Annotated in this window: 20 protein-coding genes; 11 read left to right on the top strand and 9 right to left on the bottom strand. The window is 66.8% G+C overall.

Features of this window, described 5'->3' with window-relative positions; genetic code table 11:
• Nucleotides 1–67: 67 nt before the first annotated feature.
• From pheT to rpmI, 5 genes are all read right to left on the bottom strand, one after another.
• The gene (pheT, locus tag HEQ22_RS14880; RefSeq protein ID WP_432768622.1) at nucleotides 68–2,455 is read right to left on the bottom strand and encodes a phenylalanine--tRNA ligase subunit beta; all 2,388 of its coding nucleotides are present in this window, start codon (nucleotides 2,453–2,455) and stop codon (nucleotides 68–70) included.
• The gene (gene pheS / locus HEQ22_RS14875; protein WP_432768621.1) at nucleotides 2,452–3,546 is read right to left on the bottom strand and encodes a phenylalanine--tRNA ligase subunit alpha; all 1,095 of its coding nucleotides are present in this window, start codon (nucleotides 3,544–3,546) and stop codon (nucleotides 2,452–2,454) included. The genes pheT and pheS overlap by 4 nt, the downstream gene beginning before the upstream one ends.
• 96 nt (nucleotides 3,547–3,642) lie before the next feature.
• Nucleotides 3,643–4,545 carry a helix-turn-helix domain-containing protein gene (locus HEQ22_RS14870; protein WP_432768620.1) on the bottom strand — a complete coding sequence of 301 codons (903 nt, stop codon included), beginning with the start codon at nucleotides 4,543–4,545 and terminating at the stop codon, nucleotides 3,643–3,645.
• A gap of 703 nt (nucleotides 4,546–5,248) precedes the next feature.
• Nucleotides 5,249–5,614, bottom strand: a complete 366-nt coding sequence (rplT, locus tag HEQ22_RS14865) for a 50S ribosomal protein L20 (protein WP_432768619.1) — start codon at nucleotides 5,612–5,614, stop codon at nucleotides 5,249–5,251.
• Nucleotides 5,615–5,627: 13 nt separating this feature from the next.
• Nucleotides 5,628–5,831: a 50S ribosomal protein L35 gene (rpmI, locus tag HEQ22_RS14860; protein WP_106000796.1), complete on the bottom strand. Its 204-nt coding sequence runs from the start codon at nucleotides 5,829–5,831 to the stop codon at nucleotides 5,628–5,630.
• A gap of 168 nt (nucleotides 5,832–5,999) precedes the next feature.
• On the opposite strand from rpmI, the gene HEQ22_RS14855 reads away from it, so the two are divergent.
• The gene (locus HEQ22_RS14855; RefSeq protein ID WP_432768618.1) at nucleotides 6,000–8,222 is read left to right on the top strand and encodes an AsmA family protein; all 2,223 of its coding nucleotides are present in this window, start codon (nucleotides 6,000–6,002) and stop codon (nucleotides 8,220–8,222) included.
• An 18-nt stretch (nucleotides 8,223–8,240) separates the two neighbouring features.
• On the opposite strand, the gene HEQ22_RS14850 is transcribed toward HEQ22_RS14855, so the two are convergent.
• On the bottom strand, nucleotides 8,241–9,023 hold the full coding sequence (locus HEQ22_RS14850) for an inositol monophosphatase family protein (RefSeq protein ID WP_432768617.1): 783 nt from the start codon (nucleotides 9,021–9,023) through the stop codon (nucleotides 8,241–8,243).
• 107 nt (nucleotides 9,024–9,130) lie between these two features.
• On the opposite strand from HEQ22_RS14850, the gene HEQ22_RS14845 reads away from it, so the two are divergent.
• Nucleotides 9,131–9,673 (top strand): TetR/AcrR family transcriptional regulator, encoded by a 543-nt coding sequence (locus HEQ22_RS14845; RefSeq protein ID WP_432768616.1) that lies wholly within the window; start codon nucleotides 9,131–9,133, stop codon nucleotides 9,671–9,673.
• A gap of 7 nt (nucleotides 9,674–9,680) precedes the next feature.
• On the opposite strand, the gene HEQ22_RS14840 is transcribed toward HEQ22_RS14845, so the two are convergent.
• A complete protein-coding gene (locus tag HEQ22_RS14840) occupies nucleotides 9,681–10,616 on the bottom strand; it encodes a ribose-phosphate pyrophosphokinase (RefSeq protein WP_432768615.1) in 936 nt (311 codons plus the stop codon).
• Between the two features lie 124 nt (nucleotides 10,617–10,740).
• Here HEQ22_RS14840 and HEQ22_RS14835 point away from each other — a divergent pair, with 124 nt between their 5' ends.
• The 5 genes from HEQ22_RS14835 to HEQ22_RS14815 all read left to right on the top strand — a co-directional run bounded on the left by HEQ22_RS14835 (nucleotide 10,741) and on the right by HEQ22_RS14815 (nucleotide 15,474).
• Complete coding sequence (locus HEQ22_RS14835; protein ID WP_432768614.1) at nucleotides 10,741–12,420, top strand: NAD+ synthase; 1,680 nt, start codon at nucleotides 10,741–10,743, stop codon at nucleotides 12,418–12,420.
• Between the two features lie 35 nt (nucleotides 12,421–12,455).
• Nucleotides 12,456–13,769, top strand: a complete 1,314-nt coding sequence (locus HEQ22_RS14830) for a glutamate--tRNA ligase (protein ID WP_432768613.1) — start codon at nucleotides 12,456–12,458, stop codon at nucleotides 13,767–13,769.
• A 143-nt stretch (nucleotides 13,770–13,912) separates the two neighbouring features.
• Nucleotides 13,913–14,650 carry an energy transducer TonB gene (locus tag HEQ22_RS14825; RefSeq protein ID WP_432768612.1) on the top strand — a complete coding sequence of 246 codons (738 nt, stop codon included), beginning with the start codon at nucleotides 13,913–13,915 and terminating at the stop codon, nucleotides 14,648–14,650.
• Nucleotides 14,651–14,858: 208 nt separating this feature from the next.
• Nucleotides 14,859–15,026: a 50S ribosomal protein L33 gene (gene rpmG / locus HEQ22_RS14820; protein ID WP_003042331.1), complete on the top strand. Its 168-nt coding sequence runs from the start codon at nucleotides 14,859–14,861 to the stop codon at nucleotides 15,024–15,026.
• 157 nt (nucleotides 15,027–15,183) lie between these two features.
• The gene (locus tag HEQ22_RS14815; protein ID WP_432768611.1) at nucleotides 15,184–15,474 is read left to right on the top strand and encodes a hypothetical protein; all 291 of its coding nucleotides are present in this window, start codon (nucleotides 15,184–15,186) and stop codon (nucleotides 15,472–15,474) included.
• A 44-nt stretch (nucleotides 15,475–15,518) separates the two neighbouring features.
• Here HEQ22_RS14815 and HEQ22_RS14810 read toward each other — a convergent pair whose 3' ends face one another.
• Entirely contained in the window at nucleotides 15,519–15,881 is a 363-nt protein-coding gene (locus HEQ22_RS14810) for a response regulator (protein WP_432768610.1), read from the bottom strand.
• A gap of 89 nt (nucleotides 15,882–15,970) precedes the next feature.
• On the opposite strand from HEQ22_RS14810, the gene HEQ22_RS14805 reads away from it, so the two are divergent.
• Genes HEQ22_RS14805 through HEQ22_RS14790 form a run of 4 tightly spaced genes read left to right on the top strand, consistent with a single transcriptional unit; the run spans nucleotide 15,971 to nucleotide 18,509 of the window.
• Entirely contained in the window at nucleotides 15,971–16,234 is a 264-nt protein-coding gene (locus HEQ22_RS14805) for a DUF3572 family protein (protein WP_432768609.1), read from the top strand.
• Nucleotides 16,231–16,872 carry an HAD family hydrolase gene (locus HEQ22_RS14800; RefSeq protein ID WP_432768608.1) on the top strand — a complete coding sequence of 214 codons (642 nt, stop codon included), beginning with the start codon at nucleotides 16,231–16,233 and terminating at the stop codon, nucleotides 16,870–16,872. The genes HEQ22_RS14805 and HEQ22_RS14800 overlap by 4 nt, the downstream gene beginning before the upstream one ends.
• A gap of 11 nt (nucleotides 16,873–16,883) precedes the next feature.
• Nucleotides 16,884–17,351, top strand: a complete 468-nt coding sequence (locus HEQ22_RS14795; RefSeq protein WP_432768607.1) for a RidA family protein — start codon at nucleotides 16,884–16,886, stop codon at nucleotides 17,349–17,351.
• A gap of 9 nt (nucleotides 17,352–17,360) precedes the next feature.
• Nucleotides 17,361–18,509 (top strand): GNAT family N-acetyltransferase, encoded by a 1,149-nt coding sequence (locus tag HEQ22_RS14790; RefSeq protein WP_432768606.1) that lies wholly within the window; start codon nucleotides 17,361–17,363, stop codon nucleotides 18,507–18,509.
• A 98-nt stretch (nucleotides 18,510–18,607) separates the two neighbouring features.
• Here HEQ22_RS14790 and HEQ22_RS14785 read toward each other — a convergent pair whose 3' ends face one another.
• Nucleotides 18,608–18,922: a hypothetical protein gene (locus HEQ22_RS14785; RefSeq protein WP_432768605.1), complete on the bottom strand. Its 315-nt coding sequence runs from the start codon at nucleotides 18,920–18,922 to the stop codon at nucleotides 18,608–18,610.
• Nucleotides 18,923–19,052 lie beyond the last annotated feature (130 nt).

Here is a 19,052-nt window from a genome sequence, read left to right as displayed (position 1 = left end):
GGTTGATACCCCGCAGCTCGATTCGAACAGTGAACTTCATCGCTGACCGGCTGCCGCGCGCGCAGCCTCATCCCCGCAAAACCGCCCCAACCTTCGCCGCCGCCGCCAGCACCTTGTCGGCGATTGCCTTCAACTCGGCATCGGTGAAGCTTTTTTCGACCGGCTGTAATTCGACCTCGACCGCCAGGCTCACCTGACCCTCGGGCACGCCCTGCCCGGTGAAGCGGTCGAACAGGCGGGCGCCCACGATGCTCGCCTTGTCGGCGCCGCGGATCGCGCGCACCAGGTCGGCGGCGGTCAGGCTGGTCGGGGCCAGGAAGGCGAAGTCGCGGCGCACCGATTGCAGCGCGGGCGGGGTGAACGCCGCGCGGGCAGGGCCGCTGGCGCGCTTTGCGGGAATGGCGTCGAGGAAAATCTGTACCGCCATCACCGGGCCGTCGATGTCGAAATGGCGGGTCAGCAGCGGGTGGAGCGCGCCAAATTCGGCGAGCACCGCCTTGGGGCCGAGCCGCAGGGTGGCCGACTGGCCGGGGTGCCAGATATGGCCCTCGCTGACCGCCTCCATCACCTGCAAGCGGTCGGCGGGGGCGCCGGCGGCGTCGAGCAGCGCCAGTGCCGCCGCCTTGGCGTCGAACGCGTCGAACGGCGCCGCCTTGCCCGCCTGCCAACCGCGCGCGCGCTTGTCGCCCGCCATCAGCACCGCCAGCGTCGGGTGCTCGGCATCGGACAGGTAACGCCGCCCGATCTCGAACAGGCGGATGCTGGTCGCGCCGCGGTTCTGGTTGCGCTGCGCCGCGGCGAGCAGGCCGGGCAGCAGCGACGGGCGCATGACCTTCAGATCTTCGCTGATCGGGTTGGCGAGCGACCAGTCGCCGCCGCCGAACGGCGCCGCGTCGCGCTCGCCGATGAACGACCAGGTCACCGCTTCGTGGAAGCCGGACGATGCCGCAGCGCGGCGCATACGGCGTTCGAGCAGCTGTTCGGCTGTCGCGGTCGGTTTCGCCACACCGTCGCTGCGCGGCAGCGGCACCGACGCGATGGCGTCGAACCCGGTGATGCGGGTGACTTCCTCGACGATGTCGGGGGCGCCGTCGATGTCGCGGCGCCAGCTCGGCACCGCCACTTGCCAGCGGCCGCCCTGTTCGCGCACCGAAAAGCCGAGCGCGGCGAGGATCTCCTGCTGGCGCTCGGGCGCGATCGCGATGCCGCCGAGCGTCGCCGACAGCGTGGGGTCGTAATCGACCGTCTTGACCTCGGCGGGCGGCGTCCCGGCGCGGGTGACGGCCGAGGGGGTGCCGCCGCAGATCGCCAGCACATGCGCGGTGACGATCGCGGTCGCGTCGCCGAGGAACGCCGGATCGACCCCGCGCTCGAAGCGGCTGCGCGCGTCGCTGGTCAGCGCCAGCGCCTGTCCGGTCAGCGCGATGCGCTCGGGGGTGAAATAGGCGATCTCGATCAGCACATCGGTCGTCGTCTCGCTGCACCCGCTATGCTCGCCGCCCATGATTCCGGCGATGTCGTGGACGCCGCTGTCGTCGGCAAGCACGGTCATCGTATCGGTGAGCGTATATTGCTTGCCGTTCAGCGCGTTGACGGTCTCGCCCGCTTTGGCGCGGCGCGCGACGAGCGGACCGGTCAGTTTGGCGCGGTCATAGATGTGGCTGGGGCGACCGAGGTCGAACATCACATAGTTGCTGATGTCGACGAGCGCCGAGATCGAACGCTGCCCGACCGCTTCCAACCGGCGGCGCATCCATTCGGGGGCGGTGCCGTTGGCGACGCCTGAAATCGTGCGACCGTAAAAGGCGGGGCAGCCTTCGGTATCGTCGGTCCGGATTTCGGTCGCGGGCGCGCCTTCGCCGGCGATCGTCGGGACGTCGAGCGGTTTCAGCGTGCCGAGCCCCGCAGCGGCGAGGTCGCGCGCTAGCCCACGCACCCCCATGCAATCCTGCCGGTTCGGGGTGATCGAAATGTCGATTACCGGATCGCCGGCGCCGCTATAGTCGGCGAAGCTGGTGCCGATCGGCGCGTCGGCGGGCAGTTCGATGATCCCGTCATGGTCGTCGCCCAGCTCGAGCTCGCGCGACGAACACATCATGCCGTTCGATTCGACCCCGCGCACCGCCGCGACCTTCAACTCCATGCCGTTCGCGGGCACCACCGCGCCGGGCAGGCCGAGCACGCCGACCAGCCCCACGCGCGCATTGGGCGCGCCGCACACGACGGTCAGCGGCGCCCCGCCGTCGCCGGTATCGACGGTGAGCACCTGCAATTTGTCGGCCTGCGGATGTTTCTCGGCGGTCAGCACCTTGGCGACGCGAAAGCCCTTGAGCTTGTCGGCCGGATTCTCGACGCCTTCGACCTCATGGCCGATGCGGTTGAGCGTATCGACGACGTCGGTGACGCTCGCCGATGTTTCCAGATGCTCTTTGAGCCAGTCGAGGGTGATCTTCATGCCGAAATCCCCCCGCTGAGCGTGGGCACCGACAGCGCGCCGAATCCATAATGCGCCAGCCAGCGCAGATCGCCGTCGAAGAAGGCGCGCAGATCGTCCATGCCATATTTGAGCATCGCGAGCCGGTCGACCCCGACCCCGAAGGCAAAGCCCTGCCATTCGTCGGGATCGAGCCCGCAGTTCGCGATCACACGGCGGTTGACCATGCCGCTGCCGAGCAGCTCCATCCACGCATGGCCATCGTCATCGCCGTGCCCGCCAACGATGCGGCGGCCCTTTTCCTGCTTGTAACCGACATCGACTTCGGCCGACGGTTCGGTGAAGGGGAAATAGCTCGGGCGCAGTCGCAGCACGATGTCGTCGCGCTCGAAATAGGCCTTCAGGAAGGTCTCGAGCGTCCACTTCAGATGCCCTATATGGATGCCGCGGTCGATGACGAGACCTTCGACCTGATGAAACATCGGCGTGTGCGTCGCGTCGCTGTCGCTGCGATAGACGCGGCCGGGGGCGATGATCCGGATCGGCGGTTCCTGCGCCATCATCGTGCGGATCTGCACCGGCGAGGTGTGGGTGCGCAGCAGCATCGCGCGGCCTTCGGCGTCGGTATCGGGGAAATAGAAGGTGTCGTGCATCGCGCGCGCTGGATGCGTCTCGGGAATGTTGAGCGCGGTGAAATTGCGCCAGTCGTCCTCGATCTCGGGACCGGTGGCGACGGCGAAGCCCATGTCGGCGAAGATTTCGGCAAGCTCGTCCATCACCTGGCTGACCGGATGGACGCTCCCCCGGGGCGCGGCATCGGCCGGAAGGGTCATATCGATCGCCTCGGCGGCGAGCCGGACGTCGAGCGCCGCGGCGTCGAGCGCGGTCTTGCGGTCGGCGAGCGCGGCGGTGACGGCTTCGCGCAGCGCGTGGATCTGCGGCCCCTGCGCCTGCCGTTCGTCGGGGGTCATGCCGCCGAGCGATTTGAGCAAGGCGGTAATGCTGCCCGCCTTGCCCAGCGCCGCCACGCGCAGCGCTTCCAGCGCGTCGAGGTCGCTTGCCGCCGCTATGTCGCTCATCAGCGCGGCCTGCATGGCCTGGTAATCGCTCATCGTCGTTTGTCCTGTGGCGGTGGATCGTCGCTGGCGGCGGCGAAAAAATACGCCGCCGCTTGCACCGGATGGGCGGCGCGGGTCAACCCCGAAGGGTCAGCCGGCGGGGCGGTGCAGCCCCTGCATCGCGGCGCCCGCCATCGCGGCGCGCGCGACGGCCGCCGCGCCGAGGATCGGTTTCGCGCGCGCGGCATAGGCGCGCGGGCTCATCCCCATGAAACGGTGGAAATCATGCGTGAACTGCGCCTGGTCGCAATAATGATAATCGAGCGTGTCGATCCACGCCATCGACGGGTCGAGCATGAAGCGTCCCAGGCTGCGCAGGAAGCGCTGGCGGCGGATCAGCAGTTTCGGAGAAAAGCCGAAGGCGCGGCGGCTGAGCCGTTCGACCGTGCGTTCGGACATCCCGAGCCGGTCCGCCAGTCCGGCGACGCTGCCGACCTCGTCGTCGACCAGCGCGCGGTGCGCGGCAAGGATCGCCGGATCGTCGCGCGGCGCGCCAGCCAGCAGCGCGGTGAAATGATCGTCGATGATGCGCGCCGCGGCGTCGGTGTCGTTCGTTCGCGGCAGGCTGTCCAGAAGCGGGACCAGCGCGGCAAAGGCGGGATGCGCCCCACCGTCGCAGACGCGATCGGCAAAATCCTCGGCCGCCACGGCAAAGAATTTCGCCCAGCCCAGCGGCAGGATGCCGATGCCCCAGACGCGCATGCGCGCGGCGGCGAAATAGCCCGCGCGGCTGGTTGGCCCGGTCACCGCCAGGCGCGGCGCCGGCAACGCCCGACCCTCGCCGATCGCCACGAGCGGGGGATCGCCGTCGATGAAGCGGATGTTCGCCCATTCGGGATGCAGATAATCCTCGACGCGCACGCCGGGCGTGGCATCGACGTCGGTCACGTAAATGATGCTGGCATAGCGGCGCAGGGCATCGGAGACCGGAAAGAATCGGGTTTCGACCCGCACGCCGGCGGGCAGTTCCGAATGGCTGGCCGCATTCGTCATGATCACGCACCCTGAGCACCGATGCGCAAAAAAACAACAGCCTGCATTCGTCCGGTGTCGGGTTTTAACAAGATTTGTCATCTTCGCGACGGTAAATGTCGCGCCGTCGATCCGGGCTTTGTGCCAGGGTCATGGGACACTTCCAACCGGCCGGCGGCTTTCTGCGACCCACGGCTCTTCGGTACGGAGGGAGGGGGGCGGTGTATCGTTCGCGATCATCGTCGGGGCGGCGCGAGGGGCAACCTTCGCGCCGTTCCTGCTTTTGCGGGTGGCGAACGTCCGATTTGGGCAGGAAGCTGACGTAGGCGTGGAAGAAAAATTAGTTCGCGCAGTGAGCTTCATTCAGGGCCGATGGGCCGGGATTTTTTGTTTCACACAAAGGCACCAAGGCACGAAGATGAAGGTGCGCGGCCGCAAGGCCGCTTCCTCATCATCGCCGCATCGGTTCGCAACCGTTAAGGAATGAAACCGCTTCGCGGTCAGTACGACATCTTTGTGCCTTTGTGCCTTTGTGTGAAATAATCTTCGCCGTCGCCGGCCCCACGGCGCTCCGTATCGGCTAGTGAGCTGCCTTCGCCCCTTGGGTCCGCAATCGGTCGTCAACGGCCATCCCAGCGCCAGCCATCCCAGCGAGCGTGTACCAAAGAAAAAGGGCGGCCCCTTTTCGGGACCGCCCTTTTGCGATTAGCGATCAGGCCGTGGCTTACGCGGCCTTGGGCAGCGCTGCCTTCGCCTGCGCGATGATGGCGGTGAAGACCCCGCCTTCGTTCATCGCCAGGTCGGCCATGACCTTGCGGTCGAGGTCGATCCCGGCCAGCTTCACCCCGTGCATGAACTGCGAATAGGTGAGGCCTTCGCTGCGGACCGCGGCATTGATGCGCTGGATCCACAGGGCGCGGAAGTTGCGCTTTTTGACCTTGCGGTCGCGATAGGCATATTGGCCCGCCTTTTCGACCGCCTGCTTGGCGATACGAATGGTGTTCTTGCGACGGCCGTAAAAGCCCTTCGCCTGTTCCAATACGCGTTTGTGCTTGGCGCGCGTGGTGACGCCGCGTTTGATGCGTGACATGGTCTAGCGCTCCTTACTTCAGGCCGTAGGGCGCCCAGAGGCGCACATGGGCCACGTCCGAATCGCTGAGCACGCTGGTGCCGCGGTTGGTGCGGATATATTTCGAATTGTGCGAAATCAGGCGGTGACGCTTGCCGGCGACGCCGTGCTTCACCTTACCCGAAGCGGTGAATTTGAAGCGTTTCTTCACACCGCTCTTGGTCTTCAACTTGGGCATTTTGGTCTCCTTTGGAAGTCCGTTTGCGTATCGGCCTGGCAGCCCTTGTCGCCAGCCGACACAATCGGAAGCGGGGCGCTTAGCCAGCCGCTGCCCGGAATGCAAGCGATTCGGCCCAAAGAGGCGTCATACAGCGGAACCATGGGGGTCGGCAGCCGTTCACAGCCGATGAACCTGCCCACCGGACAGATGGGCGTCCCGCCCGCCGCGCCCCCCGATGCCGGGGCAGCAACGGCCGGCGATCGACCGGACGCGGGCTGGTCGGCGCGGCTGTCGGGCGGCGCGCGCCGCGTCTGGACGCCGCGCTGGCTGGCGCGGCGCCCGCGCACCGTGCGCATCGCGGTGCGCACCGCGGCGATCCTGCTGCTGCTGTTGTTCGCGATCTGGCTGATCCTGTTCATCACCAAGGGCCGCTTCCTGAAAGGGAGTTTCGAGAGCATCGCCTCGTCGCAGCTCGAGCGGCAGGTCGCTGTGGGGGGCGACTTCCAGCTCTATTTCGCGCCGTTCAACATCAAATTCCTGGCCGAAGAGATCAGCATCGCCAATCCCGAATGGGCCGAGGCAAAGCAATTTTTCACCGCGCGGCGGGTCGATACGCGGCTGGCGGTCGTGCCGCTGATCTTTGGCCGGCGGGTGATGCGCTTTGCCGACATCGACGAAGCTCAGGTCGCGCTCGAGTGGGATGCGCAGAACCGGCACAACAGCTGGACCTTCGGCGACCCCGACCGGCCGCCGCAGCCGCTGAACCTGCCGACCATCGAGCGCGCCGCGATCACCAAGAGCGGGCTGACCTATCGCGATCCGCGGCTGCGGCTGTTCGCCGACATCGACATCGACACGGTGCGGTCGACCGGCAGCCGGATCGACGAGGCGATCGGCTTCAACGGCCGCGGCACGATGCGCGCGCAGCCGTTCACCCTGACCGGCCGGCTGTCGTCGCCCAACCAGACCGTCGCCGGCGGCAAGAACCGGCTGACGATGCGCGCGGTCGGGCTGGGCAACACCGTCGATCTGGTCGGTACCCTGCCCGGTCCGACCGAGCTGGTGGGCGCCGACCTGGCGCTCACCGCGCGCGGTGCGAACCTGTCGCGCCTGTTCGATTTCCTTGGCGTCGCCATCCCCGACACCCGCCGCTACCGCGCCACGTCGAAGCTTGGCTATGACGGAACGGTCTGGAAATTCACCGAGCTGAAGGGCGTGTTCGGCGACAGCGACCTGGCCGGCACCTTTGCGGTCAGCATGCCGAAGGGGCGCGTGTATCTGAACGCCGACCTCACCACCCGGTCGCTCAACATCGTCGATGCCGGCCCGTTCATCGGGTATGAGGTCGACCGGCTCGACCGGATGGGCACCGGCGGCGTGATCAAGACCGTCGGCGGGCGCCCACGGGTGCTGCCCGATTCGCCGCTGCGCGCCGACGCGCTGAAGGCCTTCGATGCCGATCTGCGCTACAAGGTCGCCGCGGTGCGCGCCGAGAGCTTCCCGGTCAGCGATGTCGACCTGACGCTGTCGCTCAAGAACGGGCTGATGGAAATGAAGCCGCTGACCTTCCTGCTCGCGGGCGGCAAGGTGGAGAGCGATGTGTCGATCGACCTGCGCCCGGCGGTGGTGCGCACCGCTTATGACATCCGCCTGTCGCCGACCCGGCTGGGGACCTTGCTCGCGCGCTTCGGGGTCGCCGAATCGGGGACGACGGGCACCGTCAGCGGGCGGATCCGGATGGTCGGGCACGGCGACAGCCTGCGCCAGTCGCTTGCCAGTTCGAACGGCCGCATGGCGTTCGTGCTGCCGCGCGGCAGCTTCTGGACGCGCAACATCCAGCTCGCCGAACTCGACGTCGGGACGTTTGTGCAGAAGCTGTTCGAGGATAAGCTGAAAAAGCCGGTCGAGATCAATTGCGGGGTGATCGCCTTTACGGTGCGGGGCGGCGTCGGCGCGGCCGATCCGATCCTGATCGACACGCAAAAGAATGTCATGGTCGGGCGCGGCGGCTTTTCGTTCCGCACCGAGGCGCTCGATCTGGCGGTGCGCGCTGACGGCAAGAAGTTCAGCCTGTTTTCGGGTCAGTCGCCGGTCGGCGTCGGCGGCTATTTCGCGGCGCCGCGGATCGACCCGATCAGCGACCAGCTGATGGGCCGTGCCGGCGCGGGGCTCGGGCTGGCGCTTGTCGCGACGCCGGTCGCCGCGATCATTCCCTTCATCGATCCAGGCGACGCCAAATCGGCGCAATGCGGCCCGATCCTTGCCGGCGCGCGCGCCACCGCGCAGCGGACGACGAAGGGCGAGGCCCGCGACGACGTCGGCAAGGGGACCACCGCCAAGTCGGAGGACGGCAATCAATCGAAGGACGACGGCGGCAAGCAGCGCAAGAAGTTCCTCGGCATTTTCTGACGCCGAAGCGGGGGCGCGTCAGTGGGCGCAGGCGAGGCCCTCGATCACATCCTCCAGCCGCGCCGGATCGCCCAATGCAATGACGTGTCCCGCACTGTCGGCGTTGAGCGGATCGCCGTTCCAGTCGCACATCGTGCCGCCGGCGCCCTCGACGACGGGAACCAGCGCCGCAAAGTCATGCAGCTTCAGCCCCGCCTCGACCACCAAGTCGATATGGCCGCCGGCGAGCAGGCCGTAATTGTAACAGTCGCCGCCGAACAGCATCCGCTTGTGCGCGGTCTTGCCTGCGAGCGCCATGAAATGCCCGGCGTCATGATCGGTGAAATATTGCGGCCCGGTCGTGGCGAGTGTCGCCTCGGCGAGCGCGCGGCAGGTGCGGGTGCGGGCGGGCTTGCCATTGAACAGAGTCGGTTGCCCCAGCGCGCCGACCCAACGTTCCCCGTTGATCGGCTGGTCGATGATGCCGAGGATCGGCCAGCCATCCTGAAGCAGCGCGATCAACGTGCCGAAGATCGGGCGGCCGGCCATGAAGCTGACGGTGCCGTCAATCGGGTCGAGCACCCATTGCCGGACCGCATCGGGACGTTCGGCGCCATATTCCTCGCCGATGATACCGTCGCGCGGCGCCTCGGCATCGAGCAGACGGCGCATCGCGTCTTCGGCGGCGCGGTCGGCCTCGGTCACGGGCGAGGCGTCGGGCTTGGCTTCGTGCGCAAAGGCGGCGCGAAACAGCGGGCGGATCGCCGCGCCGGCGGCGTCGGCGAGGCGATTGGCGAGCAAGAGGTCGGAGGCGAGGGTCATGTCGTGGCGCTAGCGCAGCCGGCGCCCCGCGGCCAGCCTTTGCGATGCTGGAAAAGCAGTAAAATACGATTTCGACAACTATCATAAAAACTGTACAATCGGCGACGATGCACGCCGACCCTGCCCTCGATCCCATTGTCGCGACATTTGCACGCCACGGCTTTCGCAAGACGTCGATGGAGGATGTCGCGCGCGCGCTCGGCACCTCGCGCCAGTCGCTCTACAACCGGTTCGCATCGAAACAGGCGCTTGCCGACTGGGCGATGAAGGCGCTGGTCGATCGCTCACTGGCCGAGGCGCTGCGCAGTATCGAGCAGCCGGCCAAGACGCTGCCCGACCGGCTGGTCGGTGCTCTCGACGCGTGGGTCGGGCGCCACTTCGATGCGCTGCACGCCTCGCCGTACGGCACCGACATCGTCGCGGTGATGCAGCACCAGCCGCCCGATATCGTTCGCGCGGCGGAGCGCAGGCTCGTCGCCGCGATGACCGAGGCAATCCGGTTCAGCGGTCCGGGTTCGGCGGTGTCGCGCGCCGGCAGCATGGCGCAGGCTTTGTGCTGGACGGCGCGCGGCCTAGTGCATGCGGTCCCGGACCACGCGGCCTTCCGCCGCCAGATCGACCATATCGTCGGCGCGTTGGTCGCACGCTGACGACGCCTCAATCGAACAGCGAGGAGACGCTCGATTCGTCGGCGATGCGCTTGATCGCTTCGCCGAGGAGCGGTGCGACGGTGAGCGCGCGGACCTTGCCGCTGTCGTGGACCGCGTCGGTCGGCTGGATCGAATCGGTGATCACCAGCTCGGTGAGCTCGCTCGCCTCGACGCGCGCGACCGCGCCGCCCGACAGCACGCCATGGGTGCAATAGGCGACGACGCCCTCGGCGCCCGCTGCCTTCAGCGCCCCCGCGGCGTTGCACAGCGTCCCGGCCGAATCGACGATGTCGTCGATCAGAATGCAGAAGCGGCCAGCGACGTCGCCGATGATGTTCATCACTTCGGATTCGCCGGCGCGCTCGCGGCGCTTGTCGACGATCGCCAGCGGCGCATTGTCGAGCCGCTTGGCCAGCGCGCGCGCGCGCACCACGCCGCCGACGTCGGGCGACACGACCATCAGGTTGCGGCCGGCAAACCGCGCCTGGATGTCGGCGCTCATCACCGGGGCGGCATAGAGGTTGTCGGTCGGAATATCGAAAAAGCCCTGGATCTGCCCGGCGTGCAAGTCGATCGCGAGCACCCGGTCGGCGCCCGAGGTGGTGATCAGGTTGGCTACCAGCTTGGCGGAGATCGGCGTGCGCGGGCCAGGCTTGCGGTCTTGGCGGGCATAGCCGAAATAGGGAACGACCGCCGTGATCCGCTTCGCCGAGGCGCGGCGCAGCGCATCGTTGATGATCAGCAGCTCCATCAGATTGTCGTTGGCCGGAAAATTGGTCGGCTGGACCACGAACACATCCTGGCCGCGCACATTTTCGTGGATCTCGACGAACACTTCCTCGTCGGCAAAGCGGCGCACGCTGGTGTCGGTCAGCGGCAGTTCCAGATAGTCCGCGATCGCACGGGCCAGCGGCAGGTTGCTGTTGCCGGAGATGAGTTTCATGGGGTGCAAGGCCCTTTCGCGGCGGATGGGATTGCGCGCCCCTTAACCAGCGGGGGCGCAGAGGGGAAGGGTGAAGTTGCCCGCCGCCATTGCTCCCCCGCGGCGAGCGGCATAAAGGCGGGGCATGACCGCGGCCGACCATCTCTCCATCGTCCTCGCCCAGATGACCCAGGTCGTCGGCGACCTTGCCGCCAATGCCGATGCGATGCGCGCCGTGCGGGCGCGGCATCCCGGCGCCGACCTGATCCTCTATCCCGAACTGCAACTGATCGGTTACCCGCCCGAGGATCTGGTGCTCAAGCCGGCGCTGGCCGACCGCGCCGCGGCGATGCTGGCAGAACTCGCGGCCGAGACCGCCGATGGCGGCCCGGCGATGCTGGTCGGTTCGGTCGAGCGCGCAAAAAATGCGGATGGAGGAGATGCGCTTTATAATATCGTCGCGCTGCTTGATGGCGGCCGGATCGTCGCAGTGCGGCGCAAGCATGAACTGCCCAATTACGGCACCTTCGACGAGAAGCGCGTCTTCGCGCCCGGCGCGCTGCCCGATATCGTCGAATGGCGCGGGATCAAGCTCGGGCTGCCGATCTGCGAGGATGGCTGGCTGCCCAAAGTGTCGGCGCATCTTGCGGCGCAGGGTGCCGAACTGCTGATCTCAGTCAACGGCAGCCCCTATGAAATCGACAAGGACGAGCGGCGTCTCACCCAGGTGTTCGCCGGCCGGGTGGCCGAAACCGGGCTGCCGCTGATCTTCCTCAACCGCATCGGCGGGCAGGACGAACTGGTGTTCGACGGCTGCTCGTTCGTGCTGAACGGCGACGGCACCACCGCGCACCGCCTGACCGACTGGGAGGCCGAGGAGCGGGTGACCCGCTGGGTAAAGGGCGCGGACGGCTGGGCCTGCGCGGCGGGCGCGATCGCCGCATGGGAGGCGCACCCCGCCGACATCTACAGCGCGATGATCGTCAGTCTGCGCGACTATGTCGAACGCAACCGCTTTCCCGGCGTCGTGCTCGGGCTGTCGGGCGGGATCGACTCGGCGATTTGCGCTGCCATCGCCGCCGACGCGCTCGGCCCCGACAAAGTCTGGTGCGTGATGATGCCGAGCCGTTTCACCAGCCAGGCGAGCCTCGACGATGCGGCAGGCTGCGCGGCGATGATCGGGTGCCGGCTCGACACCATATCGATCGTCCCCGCGGTCGAAGCCTTCGACACGATGCTCGCGGGCAGCTTTGCCGATGTCGAGGTCGATATCACCGAAGAGAATGTCCAGTCGCGAATTCGCGGCGTGACCTTGATGGCGCTGAGCAACAAATTCGGGCCGATGCTGCTGACCACCGGCAACAAGAGCGAGATGAGCGTCGGCTACGCGACGATCTATGGCGATATGGCGGGCGGCTATAATCCGCTGAAAGACGCGTACAAGATGACGGTGTTCGCGATTGCGAAGTGGCGCAACGCGAATGTCCCGCGGCTGTCGCGCAACCCGGTGACCCCCGTCATGCCCGACGCAATCATCACCAAGCCGCCGAGCGCCGAGCTGCGTCCCGACCAGAAAGACGAGGACAGCCTGCCGGCCTATGCCGACCTCGACCGTATGCTCCATATGCTGGTCGAGGAGGAAGCGAGCGTCGACGATGTCGTGGCGAAATATGGTTTCGCGCGCGACGCGGTGGTGCGGATCGAGCGGTTGCTGATGCTCGCCGAATATAAGCGCCGCCAGGCGCCGCCCGGGGTCAAGCTGTCGACGCGCAATTTCGGCCGCGACCGGCGATATCCGATCACCCACGGATTCCGCACCGGCTGACTCGCCTTCGCCGCGAATCGGGCTATAGGCGCGCGATGACCGTTACGACCCGCTTTGCCCCTTCGCCGACCGGCCACCTCCACGTCGGCAACGTTCGCACCGCGCTGCACAACTGGCTGTGGGCGCGCAGATATGGCGGACGCTTCCTGCTCCGCATCGACGACACCGATCGCGAACGGTCGAAAGAGGCGTATGTGGACGCGATCCGCGCCGACCTCGCATGGCTCGGGCTCGATATCGATGGCGAGGAACGGCAGTCCGACCGCTTTGCGCTCTACGAGGCCGAGTTCGACAAGCTGAAAGCCTCCGGGCGCGTCTATGCCTGTTACGAAACCCCCGAAGAGCTCGACATTCGCCGCAAGATCCTGCTGTCGCGCGGGCTGCCGCCGGTTTACGAGCGCAAAGCCGAAGGCGCGCCGGCGCCCGAAGGTGTCGCGCCGCACTGGCGCTTTCGCCTCGACCATGACGCACAGATCGAATGGACCGATATGGTTCGCGGGCCTCAGCATTTCGAGCCGAAAACCATGTCCGACCCGGTGGTGCGTCGCGCCGACGGCAGCTGGCTGTATCTGCTGCCGAGCGTAATCGACGATATCGCGATGGGCATCACGCATGTGGTCCGCGGCGAGGACCATGTGTCGAACACCGCGGCGCAGATCCAGATGTTTGCAGCGCTGGACGCCAGCCCGCCCGAATTTGCGCACGAGGCGCTGCTCGTCGGGAACGAAGGGAAATTGTCGAAGCGGCTGGGATCGCTCGGCATGGACAGCCTGCGCGACGCGGGGATCGAACCGATCGCGCTGGCGGCGCTGCTCGCGCGGCTCGGCACCAGCGATCCGGTCGAGCCGGTGACCAGCCTGGCACCGTTGATCGCGGGCATCGATTTTGCCCGGTTCGGGCGCGCTCCGGCACGCTTCGACGAGGCCGAACTCGCCCTGCTCAATCAGAAGATATTGCATCACAGCGATTATCCGGCGCTGGCGCTGCGGCTGCCCGCGGCGATCACCGCGGCGCGCTGGAACGCGATTCGCCCCAATCTCATCACGGTGGCGGAAGCCGCCGACTGGGTGGCGGTGTTCGACGGCCCCTTTACCGCGCCCCCGCCCGCCGATGCGGACGAGCGCGCGGTGCGCGCCGCGGCGGCAGCGGCGCTGCCCGGGATCGACTGGGGCGCCGACCCGTGGCGGGCGCTGACCGACGCGGTGAAGGCGGCGACCGGCGCCAAGGGGCGCGCGCTGTTCCTGCCGCTGCGCCGGGCGCTGACCGGGCGCGACCATGGTCCCGACATGGGCGACCTACTGCCGCTGATCGCCAAGGACCAAGCGCTGGCGAGGTTGTCCGGAAGCTGAAACGTCCTGAGTGGGACGCCAAGCTCCTTGCCTACCCGATAGCTTGACAAATTCTGTTATGTTATACTATCACGTCACTGCGACTTGGCCGAAGCGGTGGGCAAACACGGCGACGCCGGGTCCGACAGGCAAGGAGAGATGCCATGACCCTGATACCGCTGATGTCGGCGATGCTGACCAAATCCGATACCGTTGCCGTTCCCGCCGGACCGGCCGCGCTCGTGCCACGCCACGGCTATGGCAGCGGCCACCGCGGCCATCCGGTCGCCGCCTTGTTCGCGGTCGGCTTGCCGGTCGGGCTGGTCGTTGCTGCCGCACTGACCCCGATGATGATCGATACCGCGCCCAAGACCGATCCGATATTGGGAACGCTGATCGAAATCGAGCGACCGCTCGACCCGCCGCCGCCCACGCCGGTCGAAGACGCAAAGCCGGTCGAACGCACGGCCTCGGCGACCGACACGGTAAAGCCGGTGATCGACACCCGGCCCCAAACCGACAACCGGGTCGCCGAAGGCCCTGTTTATCCCGAGATCTTCCCGATCGATCCCGGCCTGCCGGCGCGGCCCGCCGATCCGCCGCCGGTGCCCAAACTCGTGCTCGCCCAACTCGACGGCCGCTTCGCCGGCGCGTTCCAGCCCGACTATCCGGCGAGCGAACAGCGCCGCGAGATCGAGGGCGTCGCGCGGGTGCGGGTGCTGATCGGCATCGACGGGCGGGTCAAGGCGGTCGAACTGGTCAGCACCGACAGCCCCGGCTTTTTTGCCGAGACCAAGCGGCGCGCGCTCGCCAAATGGCGTTTCAAACCCGCGACGCGCGGCGGCGTGCCCGAAGAAAGCTGGAAGGAGATGACGGTGCGTTTCGAAATCGGCAACGCCTGATCGACCGGCCGGGGGCGGGCGCGGTTTCATCGCCCGCCCGCTCCTTTTGCTTGACTTAAACCCCGAATCCCGCCAATGGCGCGCGGATGAATGAGGGCGGCGCCCGACGCGCGGCCCTCTTTGTTTTTCAAACCAACCGCCGGGGCCCCCAGTCCCGCCGCATCACCGCTCCGGCGAACGATGCGCAGATTTTTCGAGGAACAGGGCCATGGCCAAGCCGACGACCGTCAAGATCAAGCTGGTGAGCACCGCCGACACGGGCTTTTTCTATGTGACGAAAAAGAACCCGCGCACGATGACCGAAAAGATGTCGGTGCGCAAATACGACCCGCGTGCGCGCAAGCATGTCGAGTTCAAGGAAGCCAAGATCAAGTGATGCATTGGTCCGTTCAGCATGGCTGAACGGACTGGCGATGCGTTATCCCCGCGCAGGCGGGGATCGAGAAGGGCGGCGGTTGCGCCGCCCTTTTTCGTGCGTGATGGAATGGCGACTTGGGGTGGCAAGTGGACATCAAGTGACATAAGCTTTCAATATGGAGCAGGATTCCCGTTATTTGCAAAATCAAAGTCGGCGGCTGCACGCGCTCTATCGACGCAATCGGCGTTTCCTGAATATATTTGTTACTTCGTGGTTGATCACGTTCCTGTCGTTGTTCCTGTTGGCCACGGTAGATCGCATTGGAGCGCTCGAATGGGGCTATGCAGATGATATGTGGGTTTTAATGGGCTTCGCGCTGTTCGGAGCCATTTTCTGGATATTCGCTAGCCTGATGTCGAAGCTTAATCTGCATATGTCCGCCATACCTACGGACCTGAACCTGTAGATTGACGCGTTGGAGCTAACGTCCGCAATCGGTCGAAACCCGACTTAAGCAAACGCCCCCACGCTCTCGATGAATTTGATCACCGAAATCGGTTTCGAGACATAGGCTTCGGCGCCCGCGGCGCGGATCTGTTCTTCGTCGCCCTTTCCCGCATAGGCGGTGACCGCCATGATCGGGACGGCACGCAAGGTCAGGTCGGCCTTCATCTGGCCGATCAGTTCGAGCCCGCTGACATGCGGCAACTGGATGTCCATGATGATGAGATCGGGCGCGACCTCGCGCGCCCTGGCGAGCGCGTCGCGGCCGTCGCGCACCGGATGTGCGGTGTAGCCGTGGGCGTTGAGCAGGTCGCAGAACAGGCGCAGGTTCAGCTCATTATCCTCGACGACCAATATGGTCTTGCCCATGATACTTCGCTTCCCCACCTTGCGTTCGCGGCCCGTTTAGGCGAATCGGCGGCACGACACAATTGCCTCCCTTTGAAGGGAAATATGCCTTGCACGATGACGACGCAGCTTTGGCGCTTCAGGCGCTCGGCTGGATATTGAGCGACGAACCGCGCGCCGAGCGCCTGTTGGGAATGACCGGGCTGGCGCCCGACGACCTGCGATCCTCGCTCGGCGAACGGGCGACGCTCGCGGCGATCCTGTCGTTCCTGACCGCGCATGAGCCGGATCTGGTCGCCTGCGCCGATGCGCTGCAGGTGCCGCCCGCCGCGATCGCGGCGGCGGCGGAGCGACTCGAAGGCTTGCGGATATGACCCGCCCGCTGGTGATCACCGACTGCGACGAGGTGCTGATGCACATGGTCGTGCCGTTCGCGCAGTGGGTCGACGAGGAGCATGGCGTGCTGTTCCGTATGGAAGACGCCAGTTTCGCGGGGGCGCTGAAGCGCAAGGAATGCGGCACCCCGCTCGAGGCGGCCGAGGTCTGGCCGCTGCTCGACGGCTTTTTCCGCACCGCGATGGCGCGGCAATATCCGATCCCCGGCGCGCTCGCGGCGATGACGGCGATCGGCGCAGAGGCCGATATCGTGGTGCTGACCAATGTCGGCCCCGAGCATCAGGAATCGCGCATCGTCCAGCTTGCCGCGCATGATTTCCACGCGCCGGTGATCGGCAGCCGCGGCGGCAAGGGCGAACCGGTGCGCCGCTTGCTGGGCGAATACCGGCCATCGGTCGCCGTGTTCATCGACGATCTGGCCGGCCATCACCATTCGGTTGCCGAGGCCGCGCCCGAGGTGTGGCGCCTCCACCTCGTCGGCGAGCCCGCGATCGCGGGCAAGATCGCCCCGGCCAGCCATGCCCATGCGCGGATCGACGACTGGACCGCAGCGCAGGACTGGATATTGGCGCGGCTCGCCGAAAACATCCCCGCCCCCGCCACCGAACGCGTGTAGAAGGAACGACCATGACCGACATTGCCGCCAAGCTCGCCGAACTCGGCCTTGAGCTTCCCAAGCCCGCCGCGCCCGTCGCGGCCTATGTCCCCGTCGTCGAGCATGGCGGGATGCTGTATGTCAGCGGCCAGCTGCCATTTCGCGACGGGCAGGTGGTGACCGGGCGGCTTGGCGACGACATGGATGTCGCGGGCGGCCAGGATGCGGCGCAGCGCGTCGCGCTGATGCTGGTGGCGCAGATCGGGCAGGCGCTCGGCGGCGACTGGTCGCGCGTAGAGAAGGTCGTCAAGCTCGGGGTGTTCGTGAACAGTTCGCCGGGCTTTACCGACCAGGCGAAGGTCGCCAATGGCGCCTCGGAGCTGTTCGAAACGCTGTTCGGCGACGCGGGCCGCCATGCGCGCGCCGCGGTCGGCGTCGCGGTGCTGCCGCTCGGCGCGGCGGTTGAGGCCGACGCGATCGTCGCGGTGCGGCCGGCCTAGCGACCCTGGATGGCCGAAGCCGATCCGCCCGCGCGGACGATCTCGCTCGGTAGCGGGGTGGCCGCGATCGATGCCGCGGCGTGGGATGCGCTGGCGGGCGGCGGCAATCCGTTCGTCGGCCATGCCTTCCTGTCGCTGCTCGAGGAATCGGGCAGCGTCGGGCCGGGCACCGGCTGGCAGGCGGCGCCTTTGCTGGTCGAGGATGCGCGCGGCACCCTCGTCGCCGCGGCGCCCGCCTATCTCAAATCGCACAGCCAGGGCGAATATGTGTTCGACCAGGGGTGGGCCGACGCCTGGGCGCGCGCCGGGGGAGACTATTATCCCAAGCTGCAGATCGCGGTGCCCTTCACCCCGGTGCCGGGACCGCGGCTGCTCGCGACCGATGGCGACGACGCGACGCTGCTGATCCGCGGTGCCGAGGCGGTGGTGCGCCAGAACGGGCTGTCGTCGGCGCACGCGACCTTTGTCGCGCCCGATCAGATGCCGTTGTTCGAGGCGGCGGGCTGGCTCGTCCGCCGCGACATCCAGTTTCACTTTCACAATGCAGACTATGCCGGTTTCGACGATTTCCTCGCCACGCTGACCTCGGCCAAGCGCAAGCAGCTGCGCAAGGAGCGCGCGCGTGCGATCGACGGCCTGCGGATCGAGGAACTGACCGGCGACGCGATCCGGCCGGATCATTGGGATGCTATGTGGTTGTTTTATCAGGACACCGGCGCGCGCAAATGGGGGCAGCCCTATCTGACCCGCGCCGCGTTCGACCTGATCGGCGCGCGGATGGCGGAGCAGATCGTCCTGCTCCTCGCTTATGATGGCGAACGGCCCGTCGCCGGCGCGCTGCATTTCCTTGGTGAGGATACGCTCTACGGGCGATATTGGGGGTGCCTCGCCGACATCCCCTATCTGCATTTCGAGCTATGCTATTACCGCGCGATCGACATCGCGATCGCGCGCGGCCTGACCCGCGTCGAGGCGGGCGCGCAGGGCGGGCACAAGCTCGCGAGGGGCTATGGCCCGGTCGCGACCTGGTCGGCGCATTTCATCGCCGATCCGGGGTTCCGGCGCGCGGTCGCCGACTATCTGGAACAGGAACGCCGCGCCGAGGAAGCCGAAATGGACTGGCTGGCAGGGCATATGCCGTTTCGGCGGGCGGATTAGTGCCCGACCCTTTTCGTCACCCCGGACGTGATCCGGGCTCCATGCGACCGAGGCTGGTAGCGGATCCCGGATCAAGTCCGGGATGACGAGGAAGTTAATTAAGCGGCAAACCGCCGTGCCGCCGGACGGCGCGCGGTTTCGTCGAGCCAGGCGCGTGCCTGGCGCTGCGCTTCGGCGATTTCGTCGCGGCTCATTTCGTCGGACAGGTCGGCGCGGCATTGCTGGCCTTCCTTGTTGCCGCCGAGCGCGGCGAGATTGAACCATTTGTGCGCCTGGACCAGGTCGACATCGACCCCGCCGGAGCCGGTCGAAAAGGCGATGCCGAGATCGAAATAGGCATTGGCGTCGCCGCGCGCCGCGTCGAGCAGGCGGCTTTCGATCAGATATTGCGCGGACTTCAGACTGTTGGCCATGATAACCCCCTGTCGCTTCCCCCCACAGGAAGCTTCGAGGCCCACCCTTGCCGTTCATGGTCAACAAAGCGTTAACGCCGCCACGACTTTTTCGTCGGCCAAGCCGGAAGCCGTTGGAAAAGCGTGATTC

This window comes from Sphingopyxis sp., from assembly GCF_050916055.1.
Lineage (GTDB): Bacteria > Pseudomonadota > Alphaproteobacteria > Sphingomonadales > Sphingomonadaceae > Sphingopyxis.
Note: the sequence above shows the minus strand (reverse complement) of the source record. Positions and strands in the feature narration are given on the sequence as shown.

Bases quoted from the DNA above. Each gene is read 5' to 3' on its own strand.
- rpmI (WP_106000796.1), bottom strand. From the start codon at position 5,831: ATGCCCAAGTTGAAGACCAAGAGCGGTGTGAAGAAACGCTTCAAATTC.
- HEQ22_RS14815 (WP_432768611.1), top strand. From the start codon at position 15,184: ATGGAGCAGGATTCCCGTTATTTGCAAAATCAAAGTCGGCGGCTGCAC.
- rpmG (WP_003042331.1), top strand. From the start codon at position 14,859: ATGGCCAAGCCGACGACCGTCAAGATCAAGCTGGTGAGCACCGCCGAC.
- HEQ22_RS14830 (WP_432768613.1), top strand. From the start codon at position 12,456: ATGACCGTTACGACCCGCTTTGCCCCTTCGCCGACCGGCCACCTCCAC.
- HEQ22_RS14800 (WP_432768608.1), top strand. From the start codon at position 16,231: ATGACCCGCCCGCTGGTGATCACCGACTGCGACGAGGTGCTGATGCAC.
- pheS (WP_432768621.1), bottom strand. From the start codon at position 3,546: ATGAGCGATTACCAGGCCATGCAGGCCGCGCTGATGAGCGACATAGCG.
- HEQ22_RS14790 (WP_432768606.1), top strand. From the start codon at position 17,361: ATGGCCGAAGCCGATCCGCCCGCGCGGACGATCTCGCTCGGTAGCGGG.
- HEQ22_RS14870 (WP_432768620.1), bottom strand. From the start codon at position 4,545: ATGACGAATGCGGCCAGCCATTCGGAACTGCCCGCCGGCGTGCGGGTC.
- HEQ22_RS14850 (WP_432768617.1), bottom strand. From the start codon at position 9,023: ATGACCCTCGCCTCCGACCTCTTGCTCGCCAATCGCCTCGCCGACGCC.
- HEQ22_RS14845 (WP_432768616.1), top strand. From the start codon at position 9,131: ATGCACGCCGACCCTGCCCTCGATCCCATTGTCGCGACATTTGCACGC.
- pheT (WP_432768622.1), bottom strand. From the start codon at position 2,455: ATGAAGATCACCCTCGACTGGCTCAAAGAGCATCTGGAAACATCGGCG.
- HEQ22_RS14785 (WP_432768605.1), bottom strand. From the start codon at position 18,922: ATGGCCAACAGTCTGAAGTCCGCGCAATATCTGATCGAAAGCCGCCTG.
- HEQ22_RS14810 (WP_432768610.1), bottom strand. From the start codon at position 15,881: ATGGGCAAGACCATATTGGTCGTCGAGGATAATGAGCTGAACCTGCGC.
- HEQ22_RS14795 (WP_432768607.1), top strand. From the start codon at position 16,884: ATGACCGACATTGCCGCCAAGCTCGCCGAACTCGGCCTTGAGCTTCCC.
- HEQ22_RS14840 (WP_432768615.1), bottom strand. From the start codon at position 10,616: ATGAAACTCATCTCCGGCAACAGCAACCTGCCGCTGGCCCGTGCGATC.
- HEQ22_RS14855 (WP_432768618.1), top strand. From the start codon at position 6,000: ATGAACCTGCCCACCGGACAGATGGGCGTCCCGCCCGCCGCGCCCCCC.
- HEQ22_RS14825 (WP_432768612.1), top strand. From the start codon at position 13,913: ATGACCCTGATACCGCTGATGTCGGCGATGCTGACCAAATCCGATACC.
- rplT (WP_432768619.1), bottom strand. From the start codon at position 5,614: ATGTCACGCATCAAACGCGGCGTCACCACGCGCGCCAAGCACAAACGC.
- HEQ22_RS14835 (WP_432768614.1), top strand. From the start codon at position 10,741: ATGACCGCGGCCGACCATCTCTCCATCGTCCTCGCCCAGATGACCCAG.